Source organism: Streptococcus sp. DAT741, assembly GCF_009866825.1.
Classification (GTDB): domain Bacteria; phylum Bacillota; class Bacilli; order Lactobacillales; family Streptococcaceae; genus Streptococcus; species Streptococcus ruminantium.
The window spans coordinates 806550-825192 of sequence record NZ_CP019557.1; the positions used below are offsets into that span (position 1 = coordinate 806550).

The window sequence follows — 18643 nt, forward strand, 5'->3', positions numbered from 1 at the left end:
ACGCGAGGCCACCACTGACGTGGTGCTTTAACCCGAGCCAAGAAATTCGAACGCGAGGCCACCACTGACGTGGTGTTTTAACCCGAGCCAAGAAACCCGAAAGCGAGGCCACCACTGATGTGGTGTTTTAACCCGAGCCAAGAAATTCGAACGCTAGGTCACCACTGACGTGGTGTTTTAACCCGAGCCAAGAAACCCGAAAGCGAGGCCACCACTGACGTGGTGTTTTAACCCGAGCCAAGAAATTCGAACGCTAGGGTTGTTCAAGACCTTTTAACACTTGTATAGAATGTGGAAAGTCTCCAGATGGGCTGTATCAACTCGGCTGATGTGGTATGTCAAGGACTGCCAATAAGCAAGCATTTATATGGGAGACTCATTTGCCTAAAAATTTAAAGTGAATATTCCTAGAGGCAGTTGAATTGCATCTGGTGGTATCCACTCATGGAATACTTGACCAAAGAAAGAGAGAAAAATGGCTTATACAGAAGAACAAATGAAAGACATTCAGGAGCGTATTTTTCATGCTCTTGAAGATGTGATTGACCCCGAGCTTGGGATTGATATTATCAATTTGGGACTCATTTATGAGATTCGCTTTATCGAAGGAAAGGCAGAAATTGATATGACCCTTACAACTATGGGATGTCCTTTGGCTGATTTGATTACCGATCAGATTCATGATGTCCTCAAGGATGTTCCGGAAGTGACAGAAGTAGATGTGAGATTGGTTTGGTCGCCAGCTTGGACAGTGCAGAAAATGAGCCGCTATGCGCGAATTGCCCTTGGTATTAAATAGATGAGTAAACATGATTTTCGAACGAGAAAGTCATGTTTTTAATTTTTGTTAGTATTTTTTTGAAATATGTTAATAATATTGAGTTTTTTTATTGCAATATTCAGTTTTTAGTGTTAGAATGGTTTGGCCTAGGAAAAGTAGTGCTACTTAAAGAACATTAAAAGCCAACTAGTTCAAATAGTCAGGAAAGTGGCTATTTGAAAGGGAAATTAAGGCGAGTGAAGTCTGTGTGTACTAAAGAAGAGAGCTTGGTTGCTTTTCGGATAGTGGACAGAAGTTCTCGTCAAAGATTGCCACTCCTTCAGATGAAGCGATAGGGAGTTTTGATTTTCGAAGAGTAAGATACCTATTCTAGCAAATATCAGACCTATATGGGGCAGGGATGCTTATCCTTTGTCAATACCAAAGCCTACGGACAGGCGGGTCGAATGCCGAAGCGTGGCCTCAGCCACATTATTGATAGGGTTAAAAGCCTACATTTTATAAGTTGATTTTAGGAGTTAGTTCCTAATTCATAGCAAAGTTAGTGTGGTGAAAGCACACGTCATCTTGTGAAACGGTCAATAAAGTACGTATATATTTGCACTGGAGAGTAGGAAACGGTAGGCACATAAACTCAATAGAAGAATAAAAAACGTCAATAGCGATTGTAGAGCAGGATTTTACCCTGCTCTTTTTACTTGTTTAAAAAGGGTTGGAGTGAGAAGTTAGATTCACAGACAAACATCTTAGATTCAAGCTATAATTTTTTGCTAGTATACTAGTAGTACTGCCGGAAAAGCTAACAAAGGAAATCCAAAATAGTCTGGTGGACTAGTGTTTGGACTGTGGATACAAGTTCTTATATCAAGTAAAGGAGAATTTTTCAATATGAAAAATCAGCACCAGGCCCCTATTTATGAGGGATTGGTAAAGTTACGACGGAAGCGGATTGTTCCCTTTGATGTTCCAGGTCATAAACGTGGACGAGGAAATCCAGAACTAGTTGAACTCTTGGGTGAAAAATGCGTTGGAATAGATGTCAATTCTATGAAGCCCTTAGACAATCTGGGACATCCCGTTTCCATCATTCGAGAAGCGGAAGAGTTAGCAGCAGAAGCATTTGGCGCTAGCCATGCCTTTCTCATGGTTGGAGGAACGACCTCGTCTGTTCAAACCATGATTTTAGCAACTTGTAAAGCAGGAGATAAGATTATCCTACCACGGAATGTTCATAAATCGGCCCTCAATGCCCTCGTTTTATGCGGTGCTATCCCAGTCTATGTGGATATGAGTGTCCAGCCTGAGATTGGTATTGCACTTGCTTTGGAAAATGAAGCTTTTGAACGTGCTATTGCACAACACCCTGATGCAGTGGCAGTTCTCATAAATAATCCGACTTACTATGGTATTTGTTCGGATCTCAAGACTTTGACTCAGATGGCTCATGCGGCGGGAATGAAGGTTTTGGTAGATGAGGCTCATGGGGCACACTTGCATTTTTCTGACCAGCTCCCCTTGTCTGCCATGGATGCAGGAGCGGATATGGCAGCAGTATCTATGCACAAATCAGGTGGAAGTTTGACACAAAGCTCTCTCCTGCTAGTAGGTCCAGAAATGAATGTAGAATATGTCCGTCAGATTATCAATCTGACCCAATCTACCTCAGCTTCTTATTTGCTTCTGTCCAGTCTAGATATTTCACGACGAAACCTAGCTCTGCGTGGTAGAGAATCTTTTGAAAAAGTAATTGAGATGTCTGAGTATGCACGCCGAGAGATCAACGCGATTGGTGGTTACTATGCCTATTCTAAAGAGCTAATTGATGGAAAAACTGTCCATGACTTTGATGTGACCAAGTTATCTATCTATACACAGGGGATCGGTCTGACTGGTATTGAAGTTTACGATTTGCTACGTGATGAATACGATATACAAATCGAGTTTGGTGATATTGGGAATATCTTGGCCTACATTTCTATCGGTGATCGCTTGCAGGATATTGAGCGTCTAGTGGGTGCCTTAGCTGACATCAAGAGGCTCTATTCACGCGATGGGTCAGATTTGATTTCGGGTGAATATATCCAACCTCAACTAGTCTTATCACCACAGGAAGCTTTTTATGCTCAGCGTGAAAGTCGTCTGCTACAAGAAGCAGTGGGACAAGTATGTGGTGAGTTTGTCATGTGCTATCCGCCAGGGATTCCTTTACTGGCACCAGGTGAGCGTGTCACACAAGAAATTGTTGATTATATTGTCTTTGCCAAGGAGCGTGGCTGTTCGCTTCAGGGAACAGAGGATCCAGATGTTAATTGTATCAATGTGATTAAGGAAGGCTAAACAGCCTAACTTTCAAACGATAGCTTTTGTGGTCAGGGGGCACTGATACTAGAGGAGAAGTGAATCGCCTCAGGTATTCCATTTATCTCTCAACTGCCTAAGAAGCTATCAGCACAAAAGATTAGTAAGAAAGGAATTAAACAGGGGACTTGCTGCCTCGTCAAGTTAGAATTTTTCTTAGAAGTAAACTGTTTTATAAGATTTTCTATTTTGTACGATCCTTTTCGGCAAATCGTCCCCTTATATCTTGATATGGAAATGTGGTTTTCAGAAGTCCAGACTCCAGATGTGAAATTATCTATTAGAACCAGCCAGCAACTCTATGCAGGTAGAAGTGAGTTTCAGGATATTGCAGTATTGGATTCACCGGCTTTCGGTAAAATTTTGACCCTTAATGGTCGTGTTCTTTTTTCAGATGTGGATGATTTTGTATATAACGAAATGGCTGTCCATGTGCCTATGGCTGTCCATCCCAATCCTAAAAAAATCTTGATTTTGGGTGGGGGTGATGGTGGTGTCGCCCAAGTACTAAGCATGTATCCTGAAATTGAACAGATTGATGTTGTAGAACCCGATGAGCTTCTGGTTGAAGTGTGTCGGGAATATTTTCCTGATTATGCTTCAGGTTTAGAGGATGAGCGAGTAGAGGTCTACTTGCAAGATGGATTGCGTTTTTTACGTAACTGTGAGAATGAATATGATATTATCATCAATGATGCAACCGATCCTTTTGGACATACAGAGGGCTTATTCACTAAGGAATTTTATGGTAATGCCTTTCGTGCTTTGAAAGAAGATGGCATAATGGTCTATCAACATGGTTCGCCTTTTTATGATGAGGATGAGTCGGCCTTTCGTTCCATGCACCGTAAGGCTACTCAATCTTTCCCTATCAGTCGGGTTTATCAGGCCCATATTCCTACTTCGGCAGCAGGTTACTGGCTATTTGGCTTTGCTTCAAAGAAATACCATCCTATTGAAGATTTTGATAAGGACAAATGGAAAGCACGTCAACTTTTTACAGAGTACTATACAGCAAATCTGCACGTGGGAGCTTTTCTTTTGCCCCGCTATGTTGAAGCTATTTTAGAAGAAGAGGAGAAAAAATAATGAGTCGTTTGTTAGTGATTGGATGTGGTGGTGTTGCTCAAGTAGCCATCAGTAAGATTTGTCAAGCTTCAGATACTTTCAAGGAAGTTATGATTGCCAGTCGCACCAAGTCCAAGTGTGACGATGTAAAGGCTAGTCTTGAAGGAAAAACAGCCACAAAAATTGAAACTGCTCAAGTTGATGCGGATAAGGTGGAAGAAGTTATCGCCTTGATAGAAAGCTATCAGCCCAAGGCGGTGTTGAATGTGGCTTTGCCCTATCAGGATCTGGCTATTATGGATGCTTGTTTGGCGACAGGAGTCGACTATATCGATACGGCCAATTACGAATGTGAAGATACAGAAGATCCTGAGTGGCGAGCTATTTATGAAAAACGTTGTGAAGAAGAGGGATTCACAGCCTATTTTGACTATTCTTGGCAGTGGGCTTATAAGGAGCGTTTTGAAAAAGCAGGGCTGACAGCACTTTTAGGAAGTGGCTTTGATCCGGGTGTGACAAGTGTATTTTCTGCTTACGCTCTCAAGCACTACTTTGATGAGATTCATTATATCGACATTTTGGATTGTAATGGTGGAGACCATGGTTATCCCTTTGCAACAAACTTCAATCCAGAAATCAATCTACGTGAGGTTTCTGCACCAGGATCCTACTGGGAAAACGGTAAATGGGTAGAAGTAGAAGCTATGTCTATTAAGCGTGAGTACGACTTCCCTGAAGTAGGGCAAAAGGACATGTACCTCCTTCATCACGAAGAAATCGAGTCTCTTGCTAAAAATATTCCAGGTGTGAAACGCATTCGTTTCTTTATGACCTTTGGGCAATCTTACCTGACTCACATGAAATGTCTGGAAAATGTTGGTCTTCTCCGCACGGATCCAATCCATTTTAACGGTCAGGAAGTCGTACCGATCCAATTCCTCAAAGCCCTTCTACCGGATCCAGCTAGTCTTGGTCCACGAACCGTTGGAAAAACCAATATTGGTTGTATCTTCACAGGTATTAAAGATGGTGTTGAGAAGACCATCTACATTTACAATGTCTGCGACCACCAAGAATGCTACAAGGAAGTTGGTTCACAAGCTATTTCCTATACGACAGGTGTGCCAGCTATGATTGGCACCAAGCTCGTTATGGATGGTACATGGAAGCAGCCAGGCGTTTACAATTTGGAAGAATTGGATCCAGATCCGTTCATGGCTCTACTCAATCAATACGGTCTACCATGGCAGGTAGTCGAAAATCCAGTGTTGGTGGATTAAATGAGAATAGAAGAAATCCCAACGCCAGCCTACATCATTGATGAAGCTAAACTAGAAAAAAATCTTCAAATCCTCAAGTCTGTCCAAGATCAAACCGGCTGTAAGGTTCTTTTGGCTCAGAAGGCTTTTTCCATGTATGCCACCTATCCATTGATTAGCCAATACTTAGCTGGAACGACCGCCTCAGGACTCTATGAAGCAAAATTAGGTCGAGAAGAGTTTGGCGGTGAAGTTCATGTCTTCGCCCCAGCTTTTAAGGATACAGATTTGGAAGAAATATTAGAGATTGCGGACCATATTGTTTTTAATTCGGAACGCCAGTTGCGAAAGCATGTTGAAAAATGCAGAGAAGTTGGTGTTAGTATCGGTCTACGTATCAATCCAGAATGTTCTACTCAGGGAGAGCATGCCCTATATGACCCCTGTGCAGCAGGTTCTCGTTTTGGTGTCCGAATAGACCAGTTTTCAGAAGACTTGTTGGACCTAGTGGATGGCTTGCATTTCCATACTCTGTGTGAACAAAATGCCGACGACTTGAAAATAACTCTGGATGCTGTTGAGGAAAGATTTGGGTCTTATCTCCACCGTATCAAGTGGCTAAATATGGGGGGCGGTCATCACATAACAAGAGAGGATTATGACCTGAGGTTACTTGTTTCCTCTATCCAGCATATACAAGAAACCTATGGAGTAGAAGTTTATATCGAACCGGGTGAGGCTATTGCCCTCAATGCAGGCTATCTTGCGACCGAAGTTCTTGATATTGTAGAAAATGGTATTGAAACCCTGATCTTGGATACTTCAGCCACCTGTCATATGCCAGATGTCTTAGAAATGCCTTATCGCCCACCTTTGCGATCTGGTTTTGAGGCAGGTGAGAAAGACTATACCTATCGCCTATCTTCCAATACATGTTTGACTGGTGATATTATTGGTGATTATTCCTTTGAGCAACCTATTCAGATTGGTGATAAGCTCTACTTTGAAGACATGGCTATCTATTCTTTTGTCAAAAACAACACCTTTAACGGCATCGGATTGCCAAGTCTGGTTTTGATGGATAAGCAAGGTGAGTGTCGCATCGTCAAGACTTTCGGTTATGAGGATTTTAAGGGGAGGCTATCGTGATGAAAAGTCCAAAAGAGGCTGGATACCGCATGCCTGCTGAATACGAGCCCCATCATGGTACCCTCATGATCTGGCCGACTAGACCAGGCTCATGGCCTTTTGATGGTCAAGGAGCCAAGAAGGCCTTTGCACAGGTTATTTTTACGATTGCTGAAAGTGAGCAGGTCTATCTCTTAGTGGATAAGGCGCATTTGGCAGAAGCTCAGATGATACTAGGAGACTCTGTGGTCTATCTAGATATTCCTACTAACGATGCTTGGGCGCGTGATACCGGTCCTACCATTTTGCTTAATGAAAATAGCAGAGCTTTGTCTGTCGACTGGGCCTTCAATGCTTGGGGCGGTGACTACGATGGTCTCTACCAGAATTATGAAGCCGATGATCAAGTAGCCAGCCGATTCAGCCACACTATCGGCTTACCTATTTATGATTGTCACCCCTTTGTCTTAGAAGGTGGTGCCATCCATAGTGATGGTGAGGGAACAATTCTGGTGACCGAATCCTGTTTACTCAGTCCAGGGCGCAATCCTCATCTGATAAAAGAGGAGATTGAGCAAGTTTTACTAGATAGTCTGGGAGCTGAAAAAATTATTTGGTTGCCCTACGGAATCTACAATGATGAAACCAATGAGCATGTAGACAATGTAGCTGCCTTTGTCGGTCCAGCGGAGCTTGTTCTAGCTTGGACAGATGACGAAACGGATCCTCAATTTTTTATGTCAAAAGCCGATTTGGACTATCTGGCAACTCAAGTGGATGCTAAAGGAAGAAAGTTCACAGTCCACAAACTCCCAATTCCAAAGAATCCTATTTTGGTGACAGAAGAGGATCTGCCGGGTTATGCCTATGAAGTAGGGGAGGAAGAGAGGGCTGTCGGTGAACGCTTAGCGGCTTCTTATGTTAATTTTTATATTAGTAATGGAGCAGTCTTAGTGCCTCAATTTGGGGATATTCATGATGTGATGGCTGTCGAGATTTTAGCCTCTCTTTTTCCCACTAGGAAAATTGTTGGAATACCAGCCCGTGACATCCTTTTGGGAGGAGGCAATATCCATTGTATTACCCAGCAAATTCCAGCATTTAGAAAGGAAAATCTATGAGACAGGTTACAGTAGCAGCTATCCAGATGCAGTGCAGTCAAGAACTGGTTGAAAATCTAGTAACCGCAGAACGCTTGGTTCGACAAGCAAGTCAGCAAGGTGCGCAAATTATCCTTTTACCAGAACTCTTTGAACGTCCTTATTTTTGTCAGGAGCGCCAGTACGACTATTATGGCTATGCCAAGTCGGTAGAAGAAAATGATGCCATTCAACACTTTATTCCCATTGCAAGAGAGTTGCAAGTAGTTTTACCTATTTCTTTCTATGAAAAAGATGGCAATAGTCTCTACAATTCTATTGCAGTGATTGATGCTGATGGCTCTGTATTGGGCGTTTACCGTAAGACCCACATTCCTGATGACCATTATTACCAAGAGAAATTTTACTTCACACCGGGCGATACAGGCTTTAAGGTATGGGAGACTCGCTATGCTAAGATTGGTATTGGTATTTGTTGGGACCAGTGGTTTCCAGAAACAGCCCGTTGTTTAGCCCTTAATGGAGCAGAATTACTCTTTTATCCGACAGCTATCGGATCTGAGCCAATTTTAGAAACAGATAGTCAAGGGCATTGGCAGCGGACCATGCAGGGACATGCAGCAGCAAATATTCTTCCGGTTATTGCCGCCAACCGTATCGGTTTGGAAGAAGTAGGTCCTTCTGTGGAAAATGGTGGTCAGTCATCTAGCCTGAATTTTTATGGGTCTTCCTTTATGACTGATGAAACAGGTGGCTTACTAATCAAGGCCAGTCGCGATGAAGAAGAGATCTTGCTTGCTAGTTATGATTTAGACAAAGGTGCACGCGAGCGCTTGGATTGGGGACTTTTCAGAGATCGCAGACCGTATATGTATAAGCGCATTGTAGAATAATAAAAGAGCTTGGGACAAAAAGATTTTCAATTTTGAAAATCTCAATTATCAAGTCCTTTAGATCTATAATTGAACAAAAAAATCGAACAAACCAAGATTCTGATTGTCAGAAAACTGGTTTTGTTCGCTTTTTATATATGAAATTGGACTATTGTCCCAACCTCTTTTCTCCTTTTTCGTCACTAACTGTAGAAAAATGGATTGGGACTCTACACAAATTCTACACTTTTTCTCAGAGTAACATAAAAACCTAGTCCAATGTTGGAACTAGGGTACATTTTATCCTAATAACTGTCGTAGCCATTGACTTCCGTAAATCCAGAAGAAACTGTAAGCCACAACGGAGAAGGGACGACAAAGTAAGGTGATAGTGATAAACTTGCGATAACTCATACTGGTCAAGCCGGTAATCATCACCACAATGTCCGCAGGAGAAATAGGGGAAAGCATGCAGAAAATGAAGAAAATTTCATAGCTACGCTTATTATCAATCTTACTTTCATACTTGTGGAAAGTTTCTTCGGACATGAATAGTAGGCAGAATTTTTTCCCATAGCGACGTGCCAACCAGAAGAGGATGATACTTCCTATAGAGATACCAATGTAGTTGAGGAAAAATCCCAACCAAAAATGAAATACCAAGAAGCCAACAACAGTTGTAACACCACCAGGAATAATCGGGAAAACAACCTGGATGATTTGAATTGCCAAGAAGGAGAGAATCCCCAAAGTTCCTTGACTTTTTATCAGATCGCTCAAAACATTTTGGTCATTTAAAATACCAATCTTATAGAGCCAAAATAGAAAACCAATGGTTCCAATCAGGGTGAGAACACTTAAAATTTGAATCGTTTTTTGCCAAAATTTATACATAGCTTTATTTTACCATATTTCAACGTTTTTTTACATCTTAATTCCATAAAAATGAAGCTAGTTATTAGCCAACAGTTCTGAAAAAATTTGAGGGATTCATTGAGGAAAGCTTTGACAAGGGAGACCAGAACTTGAAAAAATCAAAGGAAGCTGGCAAATCATACCAAATCATTGGGTAGTATAGCGGACTTTCTCTTGGTTGAACCACTCTTGAAGATTAGTCAAGGATGTTGAAAAATCAGTACTATTATCATAGTTCCGCTTTAGAAGAACTACCTCACACTAGTCGTATTTTAAGGATTTTATGATGTTGTGAATATAGGTTCTAAGTGTCCCTCTATGATTTCAATACCCTTGTATTAACGTAGGTGGCGGAAGATTACTTCTGTATTGATTATAGATGATTTTTCGTCTATACTTAGGGTGAAGACAATGTGGTATTTACACATCCATTTTGTATGAGCCTTTTGAGCCATTTTTGCTATACAATGGGATTGAACAAACTTACTTGTAACGCGTTTTGAGCTTTTTGGGACAACTGCCGATGCGCACCCGCATAACGGGTTGTTTATTTGTTTCGCACTTACGGAGCGAAAATACTATAACAAAAATAGTTTGAGATAAAAAGTCTCAAACTATTTTTATAGCTCGAAATAGCCAAAATATACTAGGATGTTTAAAATGACAGCAATCTCATTTGGAAACGGACAAAAGTGGTGTTTTGCGGCATTGACTTGGTGACATGTGATAAAAATCTCTGAAGACTTTGGAGAAATAGAGAGGATCCATAAAACCAACAGAATAGGCAATAACCTTGATGGGTTCCTCTGTTCCTTCAAGTAATTGTTTAGCTCGTCTCATTCGAACCTGCAATAGGTATTCTTTAGGACTAACATGGTGGAATTTTTTAAAGAGAGTCGTCAGGTAAGAGCGGTTGACATTTAAATCTTCTGCGATGGTCGAGATGGACAAACCATCAATATTATAATGCATCTCAATCATATGACGACATTCTTGACAAATTTTTTCAGCCTGACTAAGTTGACTGACCTCTAGATTTGGTGAAGCTCTACTAAGTTCAAAGAGTAATTTATAGGCTTGGCTGAAAAGCTCCAGCTGATTTCTAGTTGTTCTTTCCCTAGATTCTGCCTTGGCAATCAATTTTATGATTTGTTGAGCAACTTTTGAAGTTGACTTTTTCAGACTGTTGCGGAGATAGGCATCAATGCCGATACTGGACAACTCAATATAATCTTGGGATTTGTTCCCTCCCATTCCGATCCAATAATAAGACCAGGGGTCCCTTTTATCTGCTTGATAAAATGTCACTTCATTTGGTTTTAGGAGAAATAAATCTCCAGCAGACAGGTGAATTTCTTGATTGTTGTAGTAAAATATCCCCTTTCCTTTGGTGATGTAGTGGAGAACGTAGTTGTCTCGGATAGCTGGTCCAAATGAGTAAGAAGGAGCGCAATCCTCATAGCCGTAGAAGTCGATGGATAAGTCACTGGTATCTGTATTTAATTCAGAAAACAACATGTCAAACTCCTCCTGAGAAATATTCACTAACATTTTACCATATTTTAGTAACAAAATTCCATTTTATGAAGCGCTTTCATCTGGTAAAATGAATTCATCGTTAAGGAAGGGAGTTGCCATGATCAATTATCAAGAAAGTACATCGCTGTTTCATTTGCAGTCTGTTGACTTCTCTTATGTTCTTCAGGTTTTAGAAAATGGACTCTTGGTTCATCGTTACTTTGGAAAAAAAGTAAATCATTTTAGTAGAGACAATAAAATAACATACCTGGATCGGGCTTTCTCACCCAATCCAATTAGTAAGGATCGGACTTTTTCACTAGATACCTTGCCACTTGAGTATTCTAGCAATGGTTTAGGAGATTTTCGAACATCTGCCATTGAATTGCGAAACGAAAAGGGAACAAGTCTGGATTTACGCTACAAGGATCATCGGATTTTTGTAGGGAAAAAAGACCTAGTTGGTTTGCCAGCAAGTTTCGGTGGAGATGAAGAGGTGGAAACCTTAGAGATTGACCTCTACGATGAATTGATAGATGTGACAGTAACACTAACCTATAGTCTCTTTTCAAGAGCCAACTACTTAACAAGGTCTGCCTTGATTCAGACGGGGAGAGAAGCAACTCACATTGAAAAAGCTTTGTCTATGACACTGGATTTACCACATAAGGATTTCACCATTCATACGCTTACTGGTCGCTATGGCTATGAAAAAGAATGGACTAGAACTCCTTTGACACAAGGCAAATATTCTGTGGGGAGCATCCGTGGAGCTTCTAGTCATTCGAGAACCCCTTTTATTGCTTTGGCTGATCCAGATGCAAGTGAGGATGCAGGTGAGATTTACACGGCACAATTGGTTTATTCAGGCAATTTTATAGCCTTTGCAGAAACAACCGCTCTTCACACTACGAGACTAGGAATTGGTCTCAATGATGAAAAATTCAATTGGAAGTTAGAAGCCTATAGCTCCTTCCAAGCGCCAGAAGCCTTACTTTCCTATACTTCAAAGGGGTTTACGGGCTTGACAAAGGATAGTCAAAATTTTGTTCGTCATCACTTAGTTAGAGGGAATTGGGCTCATAAAGAACGACCGATTCTCATTAACAACTGGGAAGCAACATATTTTGATTTTACTGAAGAAAAGATTGTCGACTTGGCAAAATCAGCTAAAGAAACTGGGATTGAACTCTTTGTCTTGGATGATGGTTGGTTTGGAAAACGCAATTCAGATACCTGTTCATTAGGTGATTGGGTGGAAAACCGCCAAAAATTACCATCTGGTTTAAATGGTCTAGCAAAAAAAATTACTGATTTAGGCATGAAATTTGGACTCTGGTTTGAGCCAGAAATGGTTTCTGAAGATAGTGATTTATATCGGGCACATCCAGACTGGACTATTCAGACCACTGGGAGAAGTCACACCTATAGTCGAGAACAATTGGTTTTGGACTTATCAAAAGATGAAGTTTGTGATTACCTAATTGAATCTGTCTCAAGTGTTCTTCAGTCTGCTAACATTTCTTATGTCAAGTGGGATATGAACCGCAATATAACCAACATTCCTGAACTTCAGGCTAATCATGAGAAACATGAATTTTACCATCGCTATATATTGGGGCTTTACAGAGTTTTGGAAACACTCCATCAGCGTTTTCCAGAAATTCTTTTTGAGTCCTGCTCAGGTGGTGGTGGTCGAAATGATCTTGGTTTACTCTATTATATGCCACAAGCTTGGGCTAGTGACAATACGGATGCCATCGGACGTCTCTCTATTCAGGACGGGACAGGATTAATTTTCCCATCTATTGCAGTTGGTTCTCATGTTTCCGCAGTGCCCAATCATCAAACAGGTCGCATTACTTCGCTTGCAACTAGGGGAAATGTAGCTATGCTTGGAAATCTAGGTTATGAATTGGATCTGCATGCTTTGACTAAAGACGATCTTCAAGAAATTGAACAAGAAGTCAAAAACTACAAATCAATTCGCCATACCGTTCAATTCGGTGATTATTATCGACTCAAGAAAACCAACAATACTCATGCCTACAATTATGTCAATGAAGACAAGAGCCAAGTTGTTTTCACCTTCATAAAAATTCTCTCTCAACCAGAAGCACCATTGCTACATGTCAAACTCAAGGGACTGGATGAGAAGGCGCTATACTATTCTAAGGAATTAGATGCCAGCTTTTACGGAGACGAACTCATGAACATAGGCTTAACCATGCCACATATTCAAAAAGATTACTTTAGTGTTCAATATATATTTCATAAACAATAGGAGGATATTATGAAATTCAAATCTATTCTTAAATGTGCAACAATGGTTGCCTTTGCTAGCTTCTTAGCTGCTTGTGGTGACTCTCAATCAGGTGGTGGTTCAGTTGCCAAAGAGGTTGAGTTCTTCTCACAAAAACCTGAGATGCAAGCTACTTTGCAAGAAATCGTTGATGATTACAACAAATCTCAAGATGAAGTGAAAGTTAAATTGACAAGTGTTCCAGATCCAGGAACAGTATTGAAAACACGTATTGCTAATGGTGAGGCGCCAGATGTCATCAATATTTACCCACAAAATGCTGATTTTAAAGGCTGGGCAGCAGATGGTCAATTTGTAGATTTAACAGATGAATCAGAAATTCTTGGTAACCTAAATGATGGTGCTGCGAAAGCCTATGCAGTCGATGACAAAATTTATAATGTACCATTGACAACAAATGTTTCTGGCATCTATTACAATAAAACTGCCTTTGAAAAACTAGGTATTCAAGTACCAAAAAGTTTGGCAGAATTCCAAGAAAACGTTAAGAAAATTAGAGATGCAGGACAAACTCCATTTGCAGAAGCTTTAGGTGACTCTTGGACAGTAAACGGTTATGCACAATTAGCTTGGATTCAAAGCGCTGGAAGTGCCAAAGAAGCAAATGAAGCACTTCGCTTCAGTGATAAAGGTGGCATTAAGGTCAATGATGTAACAAAAAACGTTGCTGCTTACCTGAACCTCATGGCAGGTAACGGTCAAGCCAACTCTGACGGTGCTCTTTATGCAGATACAGTTGCAGCCTTTGCAGAAGGGAAGGCCTTGATGATGCCAAATGGTTCATGGGCTTTGACAGTTATCAAACAACAAGAACCAAAATTTGAAGTTGGATTCTTCCCAATGCCAGGTTTGACAGTAGATGCACCAGCAATGACAGTCGGAGCAGCTGACTTGGCTGTATCTATCTCAGCAGATTCTAAGAATGTGGATGGTGCCAAAGCGTTTGTCAAATACCTAAGCTCAAAAGAAGCTATGCAAAAATACTATGATGTTGATGGATCACCAACTTCTGTAACAGGTGTAAAAACAGAAGGTAAATTTGAAGAGCTTGCAGATGTTGCCAAATTGGCCTTCACTGACCAACAAGCCATCTGGTTGCATTCTGAGTGGACCTCAGAAGAAACATTCTGGGATGCTAACGTTTCTTACATTAAGAACCAAGACTTGGATGCTTATACCAAAGCATTGAACACATTCTTTGATACCATGAAGTAATTGTTTGTTGTTGATTTAAGCATTGGAAGAGCTTGGGAGTATGGCCAAGCTCTTTACATTAGTAAACAAGGAGACACACTATGAACAAAAAAGGATTTACCAGCAAATACTGGGCGTACAGTTTTGTGGCGATTCCTGTCTTACTTCAGCTCATTTTCTTCTTTTACCCTTTAGTAAATGGATTCATTTATTCGATGACTGACTGGACAGGCTTGACCCGAAATTTCAATTTTATCGGTCTAGATAACTACATTAAAGTATTCCATGATCAAGCTTTCTACAGAAGTTTAGGGTTCACGATTATCTTTACCATTGCCTTGGTAATTGGAGAAATTGTGATTGGTACTTGGTTAGCAACCTTGCTCAATCGTAAGATTAAGGCTGTCGGTTTCTTTAGAACCTGGTATTTCTTCCCAGCAGTGCTGTCAACAGTAACCATCGGTTTGATTTTTAGCCAACTCTTTAACTATGGACTACCACAAATTGGGGAGTTATTGAATATTGACTGGCTCAGTTCCAACCTTCTTTTCCAAGAAAAATCAGTGTTCTGGTCTGTTCTATTTGTTGCACTTTGGCAAGGTCTTGCCATGCCAGTGGTCATCCTTTTGTCCGGTTTGCAATCTATCCCAGAAGAGATCAAAGAAGCAGCAGCTATTGATGGAGCAAACAAACGTCAACAATTCTTTCAAATTGAATTGCCATTCCTGTTGCCGTCCATCAGCATGGTCTTTATCTTGGCTATGAAATCTGGTTTGACAGCTTTTGATTTGATTTATTCTTTGACCAAAGGTGGTCCAGATGGGGCAACCAAAACATTGGGATTATTGGTCTACGACAATGCCTTTACCAATAACCAGTTCGGCTATGCTAATGCCATTGCAGTAGTACTCTTTGTGATTATTACCATCATCTCTGTGGTACAAATTACTCTATCCAAAAAATATGAAGTGTGAGGTCTTTAATATGAAATTCAAAAAACAGAATAATATTATTACCTACATTGTATTGGTAACAGGGATTCTGCTTATGTTGATTCCTCTTGCGGTGACCATTATCAGTGCCTTTAAAACAACAAAGGAAATCACTGGGAACTTCTTTGGTTTACCAGAAGAGTGGACACTGGTCAACTTTGAGCGATTGTTCAATGATGGTATTACCCATTATTTCTTGAACTCTGCTTTTCTTACCGTTGTGAGTGTGGGCTTAATTATTATCGTTATTCCTATGGCAGCTTTTGCCATTGCCCGTCATATGGATCGTAGAAAAATCTTTGCCATCATGTACACGCTCTTGATTATTGGGATGTTTGTGCCATTCCAAGTTATCATGCTGCCAATGGCTAAATTAATGAACAACTTGAAAATGACAAATCTTGTTGGTTTGACAATTCTCTATCTGACCTATGCTATTCCTCAGACACTATTTCTCTATGTCGGTTATATCAAAACTATCGTACCGACTGAGATGGATGAAGCAGCATCTATCGATGGGGCTGGTCGCTTTACTATGTACCGCAAGATTATTTTCCCACTAATGAAGCCTATGCATGCGACGGTTTTAATTATCAATGCTCTTTGGGTATGGAATGACTTCCTCTTGCCCCTCTTGGTTCTCAATCGGGATTCCAGCACTTGGACTTTGCCACTTTTCCAATACAACTATCAAGGCATGTATTTCAGTGATTATGGACCATCATTTGCTTCCTATGTGGTAGGTATCGTACCAATCTTGATTGTTTATCTAATTTTCCAAAAGAATATCATCTCTGGTATGACAAGTGGTTCTGTAAAATAAGTGTTGATTGTGATGGTAAACTAAAGTTATTCGTCAGTATAGAAAAGTCTGTTGGTATACGAAAAATAAATCTATTTGCTACCAATCATAAAATGAAGAAATGGAGTGTCCTATGACTATTACAAATAAAATCATGTTGATTACCTACTCAGACAGTTTGGGTAAAAATTTGAAAGAACTAGATGAAAATCTAACCAAGTATTTCGGAGATGCCATTGGTGGTGTGCATTTGCTACCATTCTTTCCATCAACTGGGGATCGGGGTTTTGCGCCGGTTGATTACGAGGAAGTAGATAGCGCCTTTGGAAACTGGGATGATGTCAAACGTTTGGGGGACAAGTATTACCTCATGTTTGATTTTATGATCAACCACATATCTCGTCAATCCAAATACTACAAAGATTTCCAAGAAAAGAAAGATGATTCTGAGTATGCTGATCTTTTCTTGCGTTGGGAAAAATTCTGGCCAGAAAACCGTCCAACTCAAGAAGATGTTGATTTGATTTACAAGCGTAAAGATAGAGCGCCTATGCAGGAAATTGTCTTTGCGGATGGTACAAAAGAACATCTCTGGAACACTTTTGGTGAGGAACAAATTGACCTTGATGTGACCAAAGAAGTGACGATGGACTTCATCAAGAATACTATCAAAAACTTGGCAGAAAATGGCTGTGACCTCATTCGTCTAGATGCCTTTGCCTATGCTATTAAGAAATTGGACACCAATGACTTCTTTGTAGAACCTGAAATCTGGGATTTGCTCGATAAGATCCGTGACATGGCTGCAGAAGCAGGAGCAGAGCTCTTGCCAGAAATCCATGAGCATTACACCATTCAGTTCAAGATTGCAGACCATGATTATTATGTCTATGACTTTGCCCTCCCAATGGTGACCTTACACGCGCTCTATTCGGGGAAGACCAATCAACTGGCTAAGTGGTTGAAGATGAGCCCAATGAAGCAGTTTACAACCCTTGATACCCACGATGGTATTGGTGTCGTTGATGTTAAGGACATCTTGACAGATGAAGAGATTGACTTTGCTTCTAACGAACTTTACAAGGTCGGTGCCAATGTCAAGCGGAAATACTCATCAGCTGAGTACAATAATTTGGACATATACCAAATTAACTCAACCTATTATTCTGCCCTCGGTGATGACGATAAGAAATACTTCCTTGCTCGTCTGATTCAGGCCTTTGCACCGGGTATTCCACAAGTTTACTACGTTGGTTTTTTGGCTGGTAAAAACGATCTAGATCTCCTTGAAAGTACCAAGGAGGGGCGCAACATCAACCGTCACTACTACACAAGTGAAGAAATTGCACAAGAAGTGCAACGTCCTGTCGTTAAAGCATTGCTCAAACTCTTTACTTATCGCAACAAATCGGCAGCCTTTGATTTGAACGGTAGCATTGATGTGGCGACTCCAGATGAAAATAGCATTGTCATCACTCGATGCAATGCGGACAAATCAATCGTGTCTGAAGCGGCTATTAACCTGAAGGATTTGACATATAATGTCAATGAGAATGGACAAGCTGTAACATTTGAATAGTTTATTCTCCCTAAGATCCCCAAATCTGGGGATTTTTCTTAGAACCCGTATCCACAAAAAATATTAAACTAAAACTATGACATGAAAAACATATGATACTGATTTAAGCACTCAGGAATGGGCTAAGCTTGAATCCTACTTTTCCAAATGCGGCACTTATAAATGGTCTGAACGAGAACTTGTTAATGTAACTTTGTACATCACTAAAAGAGGTTATCAATGGTGTATGCTCTCTCATGACCTAACGGTATGAAGTTTCTTTCGTCGTGCTATGTAGGATACCATTTTGACAGAGCTTGTTAAAAAAAGTGAGCAAAAGCTGGTAGAGCAGTCTCGCCAATCCATGCCATCATTGATTCTCAAAGTGTGAAACAACGGTTTATGTAGCTAATCTTCATGGCACAAAATCAGGGATTTTAGTAGCTCGTCAAGTGATGGCAAAGGAGTTCTAGTGTCCAGTAGATATTTTTGAAAAAATCAAAGGAAGCTGGCAAATCATACCAAAGCGTTGGGGAGTAAGTATAGCGGACTTTCTCTTGGTTGAACCACTCTTGAAGATTAGTCAAGGATGTTGAAAAATCAGTACCAACATAGGTCGCTTTGGTAAAACTACCTCACATTAGTCGTATTTTAATGATTTTATGATGTTGTGAATATAGGTTCTTAGGCTGTACTTCTTTCGTATAAAATTTGCGCTAGATCTACAATCATTTTATCTTATGACATAAAATAGGAAAATACGATCTATTAGGCT

At 40.5% G+C, this 18643-nt stretch carries 14 protein-coding genes and 1 pseudogene; 12 read left to right on the top strand and 3 right to left on the bottom strand.

Annotated elements, in window-relative coordinates; all coding sequences use genetic code 11:
- Nucleotides 1–475 precede the first annotated feature (475 nt).
- The 7 genes from BZG42_RS03875 (at nt 476) to aguB (ending at nt 8587) form a co-directional block, all read left to right on the top strand.
- Complete coding sequence (locus BZG42_RS03875; protein WP_024532365.1) at nt 476–799, top strand: metal-sulfur cluster assembly factor; 324 nt, start codon at nt 476–478, stop codon at nt 797–799.
- A gap of 870 nt (nt 800–1669) precedes the next feature.
- The gene (locus BZG42_RS03880; RefSeq protein WP_120171563.1) at nt 1670–3118 is read left to right on the top strand and encodes an aminotransferase class I/II-fold pyridoxal phosphate-dependent enzyme; all 1449 of its coding nucleotides are present in this window, start codon (nt 1670–1672) and stop codon (nt 3116–3118) included.
- Between the two features lie 252 nt (nt 3119–3370).
- Nucleotides 3371–4228, top strand: coding sequence for a polyamine aminopropyltransferase (gene speE / locus BZG42_RS03885; protein WP_024532363.1), 858 nt, complete (start codon nt 3371–3373; stop codon nt 4226–4228).
- The gene (locus tag BZG42_RS03890) at nt 4228–5487 is read left to right on the top strand and encodes a saccharopine dehydrogenase family protein (protein ID WP_024532362.1); all 1260 of its coding nucleotides are present in this window, start codon (nt 4228–4230) and stop codon (nt 5485–5487) included. Before speE ends, BZG42_RS03890 begins: the two co-directional genes overlap by 1 nt.
- Nucleotides 5488–6615: a carboxynorspermidine decarboxylase gene (nspC, locus tag BZG42_RS03895; RefSeq protein WP_155963883.1), complete on the top strand. Its 1128-nt coding sequence runs from the start codon at nt 5488–5490 to the stop codon at nt 6613–6615. It abuts the gene before it with no gap.
- Nucleotides 6612–7715: an agmatine deiminase gene (aguA, locus tag BZG42_RS03900; protein WP_155964775.1), complete on the top strand. Its 1104-nt coding sequence runs from the start codon at nt 6612–6614 to the stop codon at nt 7713–7715. The genes nspC and aguA overlap by 4 nt, the downstream gene beginning before the upstream one ends.
- On the top strand, nt 7712–8587 hold the full coding sequence (gene aguB / locus BZG42_RS03905) for an N-carbamoylputrescine amidase (RefSeq protein WP_120171566.1): 876 nt from the start codon (nt 7712–7714) through the stop codon (nt 8585–8587). The genes aguA and aguB overlap by 4 nt, the downstream gene beginning before the upstream one ends.
- Before the next feature lie 279 nt (nt 8588–8866).
- Here the strand turns inward: aguB and BZG42_RS03910 are convergent, their stop codons facing one another.
- The 3 genes and pseudogenes from BZG42_RS03910 to BZG42_RS03915 form a co-directional block, all read right to left on the bottom strand.
- Nucleotides 8867–9460: a TVP38/TMEM64 family protein gene (locus BZG42_RS03910; RefSeq protein ID WP_024531844.1), complete on the bottom strand. Its 594-nt coding sequence runs from the start codon at nt 9458–9460 to the stop codon at nt 8867–8869.
- A gap of 320 nt (nt 9461–9780) precedes the next feature.
- Nucleotides 9781–9936: pseudogene (locus BZG42_RS10070) on the bottom strand (transposase); the annotation flags it as partial.
- Nucleotides 9937–10153: 217 nt separating this feature from the next.
- The gene (locus tag BZG42_RS03915) at nt 10154–10999 is read right to left on the bottom strand and encodes an AraC family transcriptional regulator (protein WP_155995882.1); all 846 of its coding nucleotides are present in this window, start codon (nt 10997–10999) and stop codon (nt 10154–10156) included.
- A 118-nt stretch (nt 11000–11117) separates the two neighbouring features.
- On the opposite strand from BZG42_RS03915, the gene BZG42_RS03920 reads away from it, so the two are divergent.
- The 5 genes from BZG42_RS03920 (at nt 11118) to gtfA (ending at nt 17889) form a co-directional block, all read left to right on the top strand.
- Entirely contained in the window at nt 11118–13283 is a 2166-nt protein-coding gene (locus BZG42_RS03920; RefSeq protein WP_155963877.1) for an alpha-galactosidase, read from the top strand.
- A gap of 9 nt (nt 13284–13292) precedes the next feature.
- Nucleotides 13293–14537, top strand: a complete 1245-nt coding sequence (locus tag BZG42_RS03925; RefSeq protein ID WP_155995880.1) for an extracellular solute-binding protein — start codon at nt 13293–13295, stop codon at nt 14535–14537.
- Between the two features lie 80 nt (nt 14538–14617).
- Nucleotides 14618–15490: a carbohydrate ABC transporter permease gene (locus BZG42_RS03930; RefSeq protein WP_155963873.1), complete on the top strand. Its 873-nt coding sequence runs from the start codon at nt 14618–14620 to the stop codon at nt 15488–15490.
- A 10-nt stretch (nt 15491–15500) separates the two neighbouring features.
- Entirely contained in the window at nt 15501–16331 is an 831-nt protein-coding gene (locus BZG42_RS03935; protein ID WP_120171571.1) for a carbohydrate ABC transporter permease, read from the top strand.
- A 112-nt stretch (nt 16332–16443) separates the two neighbouring features.
- The gene (gtfA, locus tag BZG42_RS03940) at nt 16444–17889 is read left to right on the top strand and encodes a sucrose phosphorylase (RefSeq protein ID WP_155995878.1); all 1446 of its coding nucleotides are present in this window, start codon (nt 16444–16446) and stop codon (nt 17887–17889) included.
- Nucleotides 17890–18643 lie beyond the last annotated feature (754 nt).

What these genes read in the sequence shown, in the direction of transcription:
- BZG42_RS03875 (WP_024532365.1), top strand. Translation starts at nt 476, where the DNA reads ATGGCTTATACAGAAGAACAAATGAAAGACATTCAGGAGCGTATTTTT.
- BZG42_RS03880 (WP_120171563.1), top strand. Translation starts at nt 1,670, where the DNA reads ATGAAAAATCAGCACCAGGCCCCTATTTATGAGGGATTGGTAAAGTTA.
- speE (WP_024532363.1), top strand. Translation starts at nt 3,371, where the DNA reads ATGGAAATGTGGTTTTCAGAAGTCCAGACTCCAGATGTGAAATTATCT.
- BZG42_RS03890 (WP_024532362.1), top strand. Translation starts at nt 4,228, where the DNA reads ATGAGTCGTTTGTTAGTGATTGGATGTGGTGGTGTTGCTCAAGTAGCC.
- nspC (WP_155963883.1), top strand. Translation starts at nt 5,488, where the DNA reads ATGAGAATAGAAGAAATCCCAACGCCAGCCTACATCATTGATGAAGCT.
- aguB (WP_120171566.1), top strand. Translation starts at nt 7,712, where the DNA reads ATGAGACAGGTTACAGTAGCAGCTATCCAGATGCAGTGCAGTCAAGAA.
- BZG42_RS03910 (WP_024531844.1), bottom strand. Translation starts at nt 9,460, where the DNA reads ATGTATAAATTTTGGCAAAAAACGATTCAAATTTTAAGTGTTCTCACC.
- BZG42_RS03915 (WP_155995882.1), bottom strand. Translation starts at nt 10,999, where the DNA reads ATGTTGTTTTCTGAATTAAATACAGATACCAGTGACTTATCCATCGAC.
- BZG42_RS03920 (WP_155963877.1), top strand. Translation starts at nt 11,118, where the DNA reads ATGATCAATTATCAAGAAAGTACATCGCTGTTTCATTTGCAGTCTGTT.
- BZG42_RS03925 (WP_155995880.1), top strand. Translation starts at nt 13,293, where the DNA reads ATGAAATTCAAATCTATTCTTAAATGTGCAACAATGGTTGCCTTTGCT.
- BZG42_RS03930 (WP_155963873.1), top strand. Translation starts at nt 14,618, where the DNA reads ATGAACAAAAAAGGATTTACCAGCAAATACTGGGCGTACAGTTTTGTG.
- BZG42_RS03935 (WP_120171571.1), top strand. Translation starts at nt 15,501, where the DNA reads ATGAAATTCAAAAAACAGAATAATATTATTACCTACATTGTATTGGTA.
- gtfA (WP_155995878.1), top strand. Translation starts at nt 16,444, where the DNA reads ATGACTATTACAAATAAAATCATGTTGATTACCTACTCAGACAGTTTG.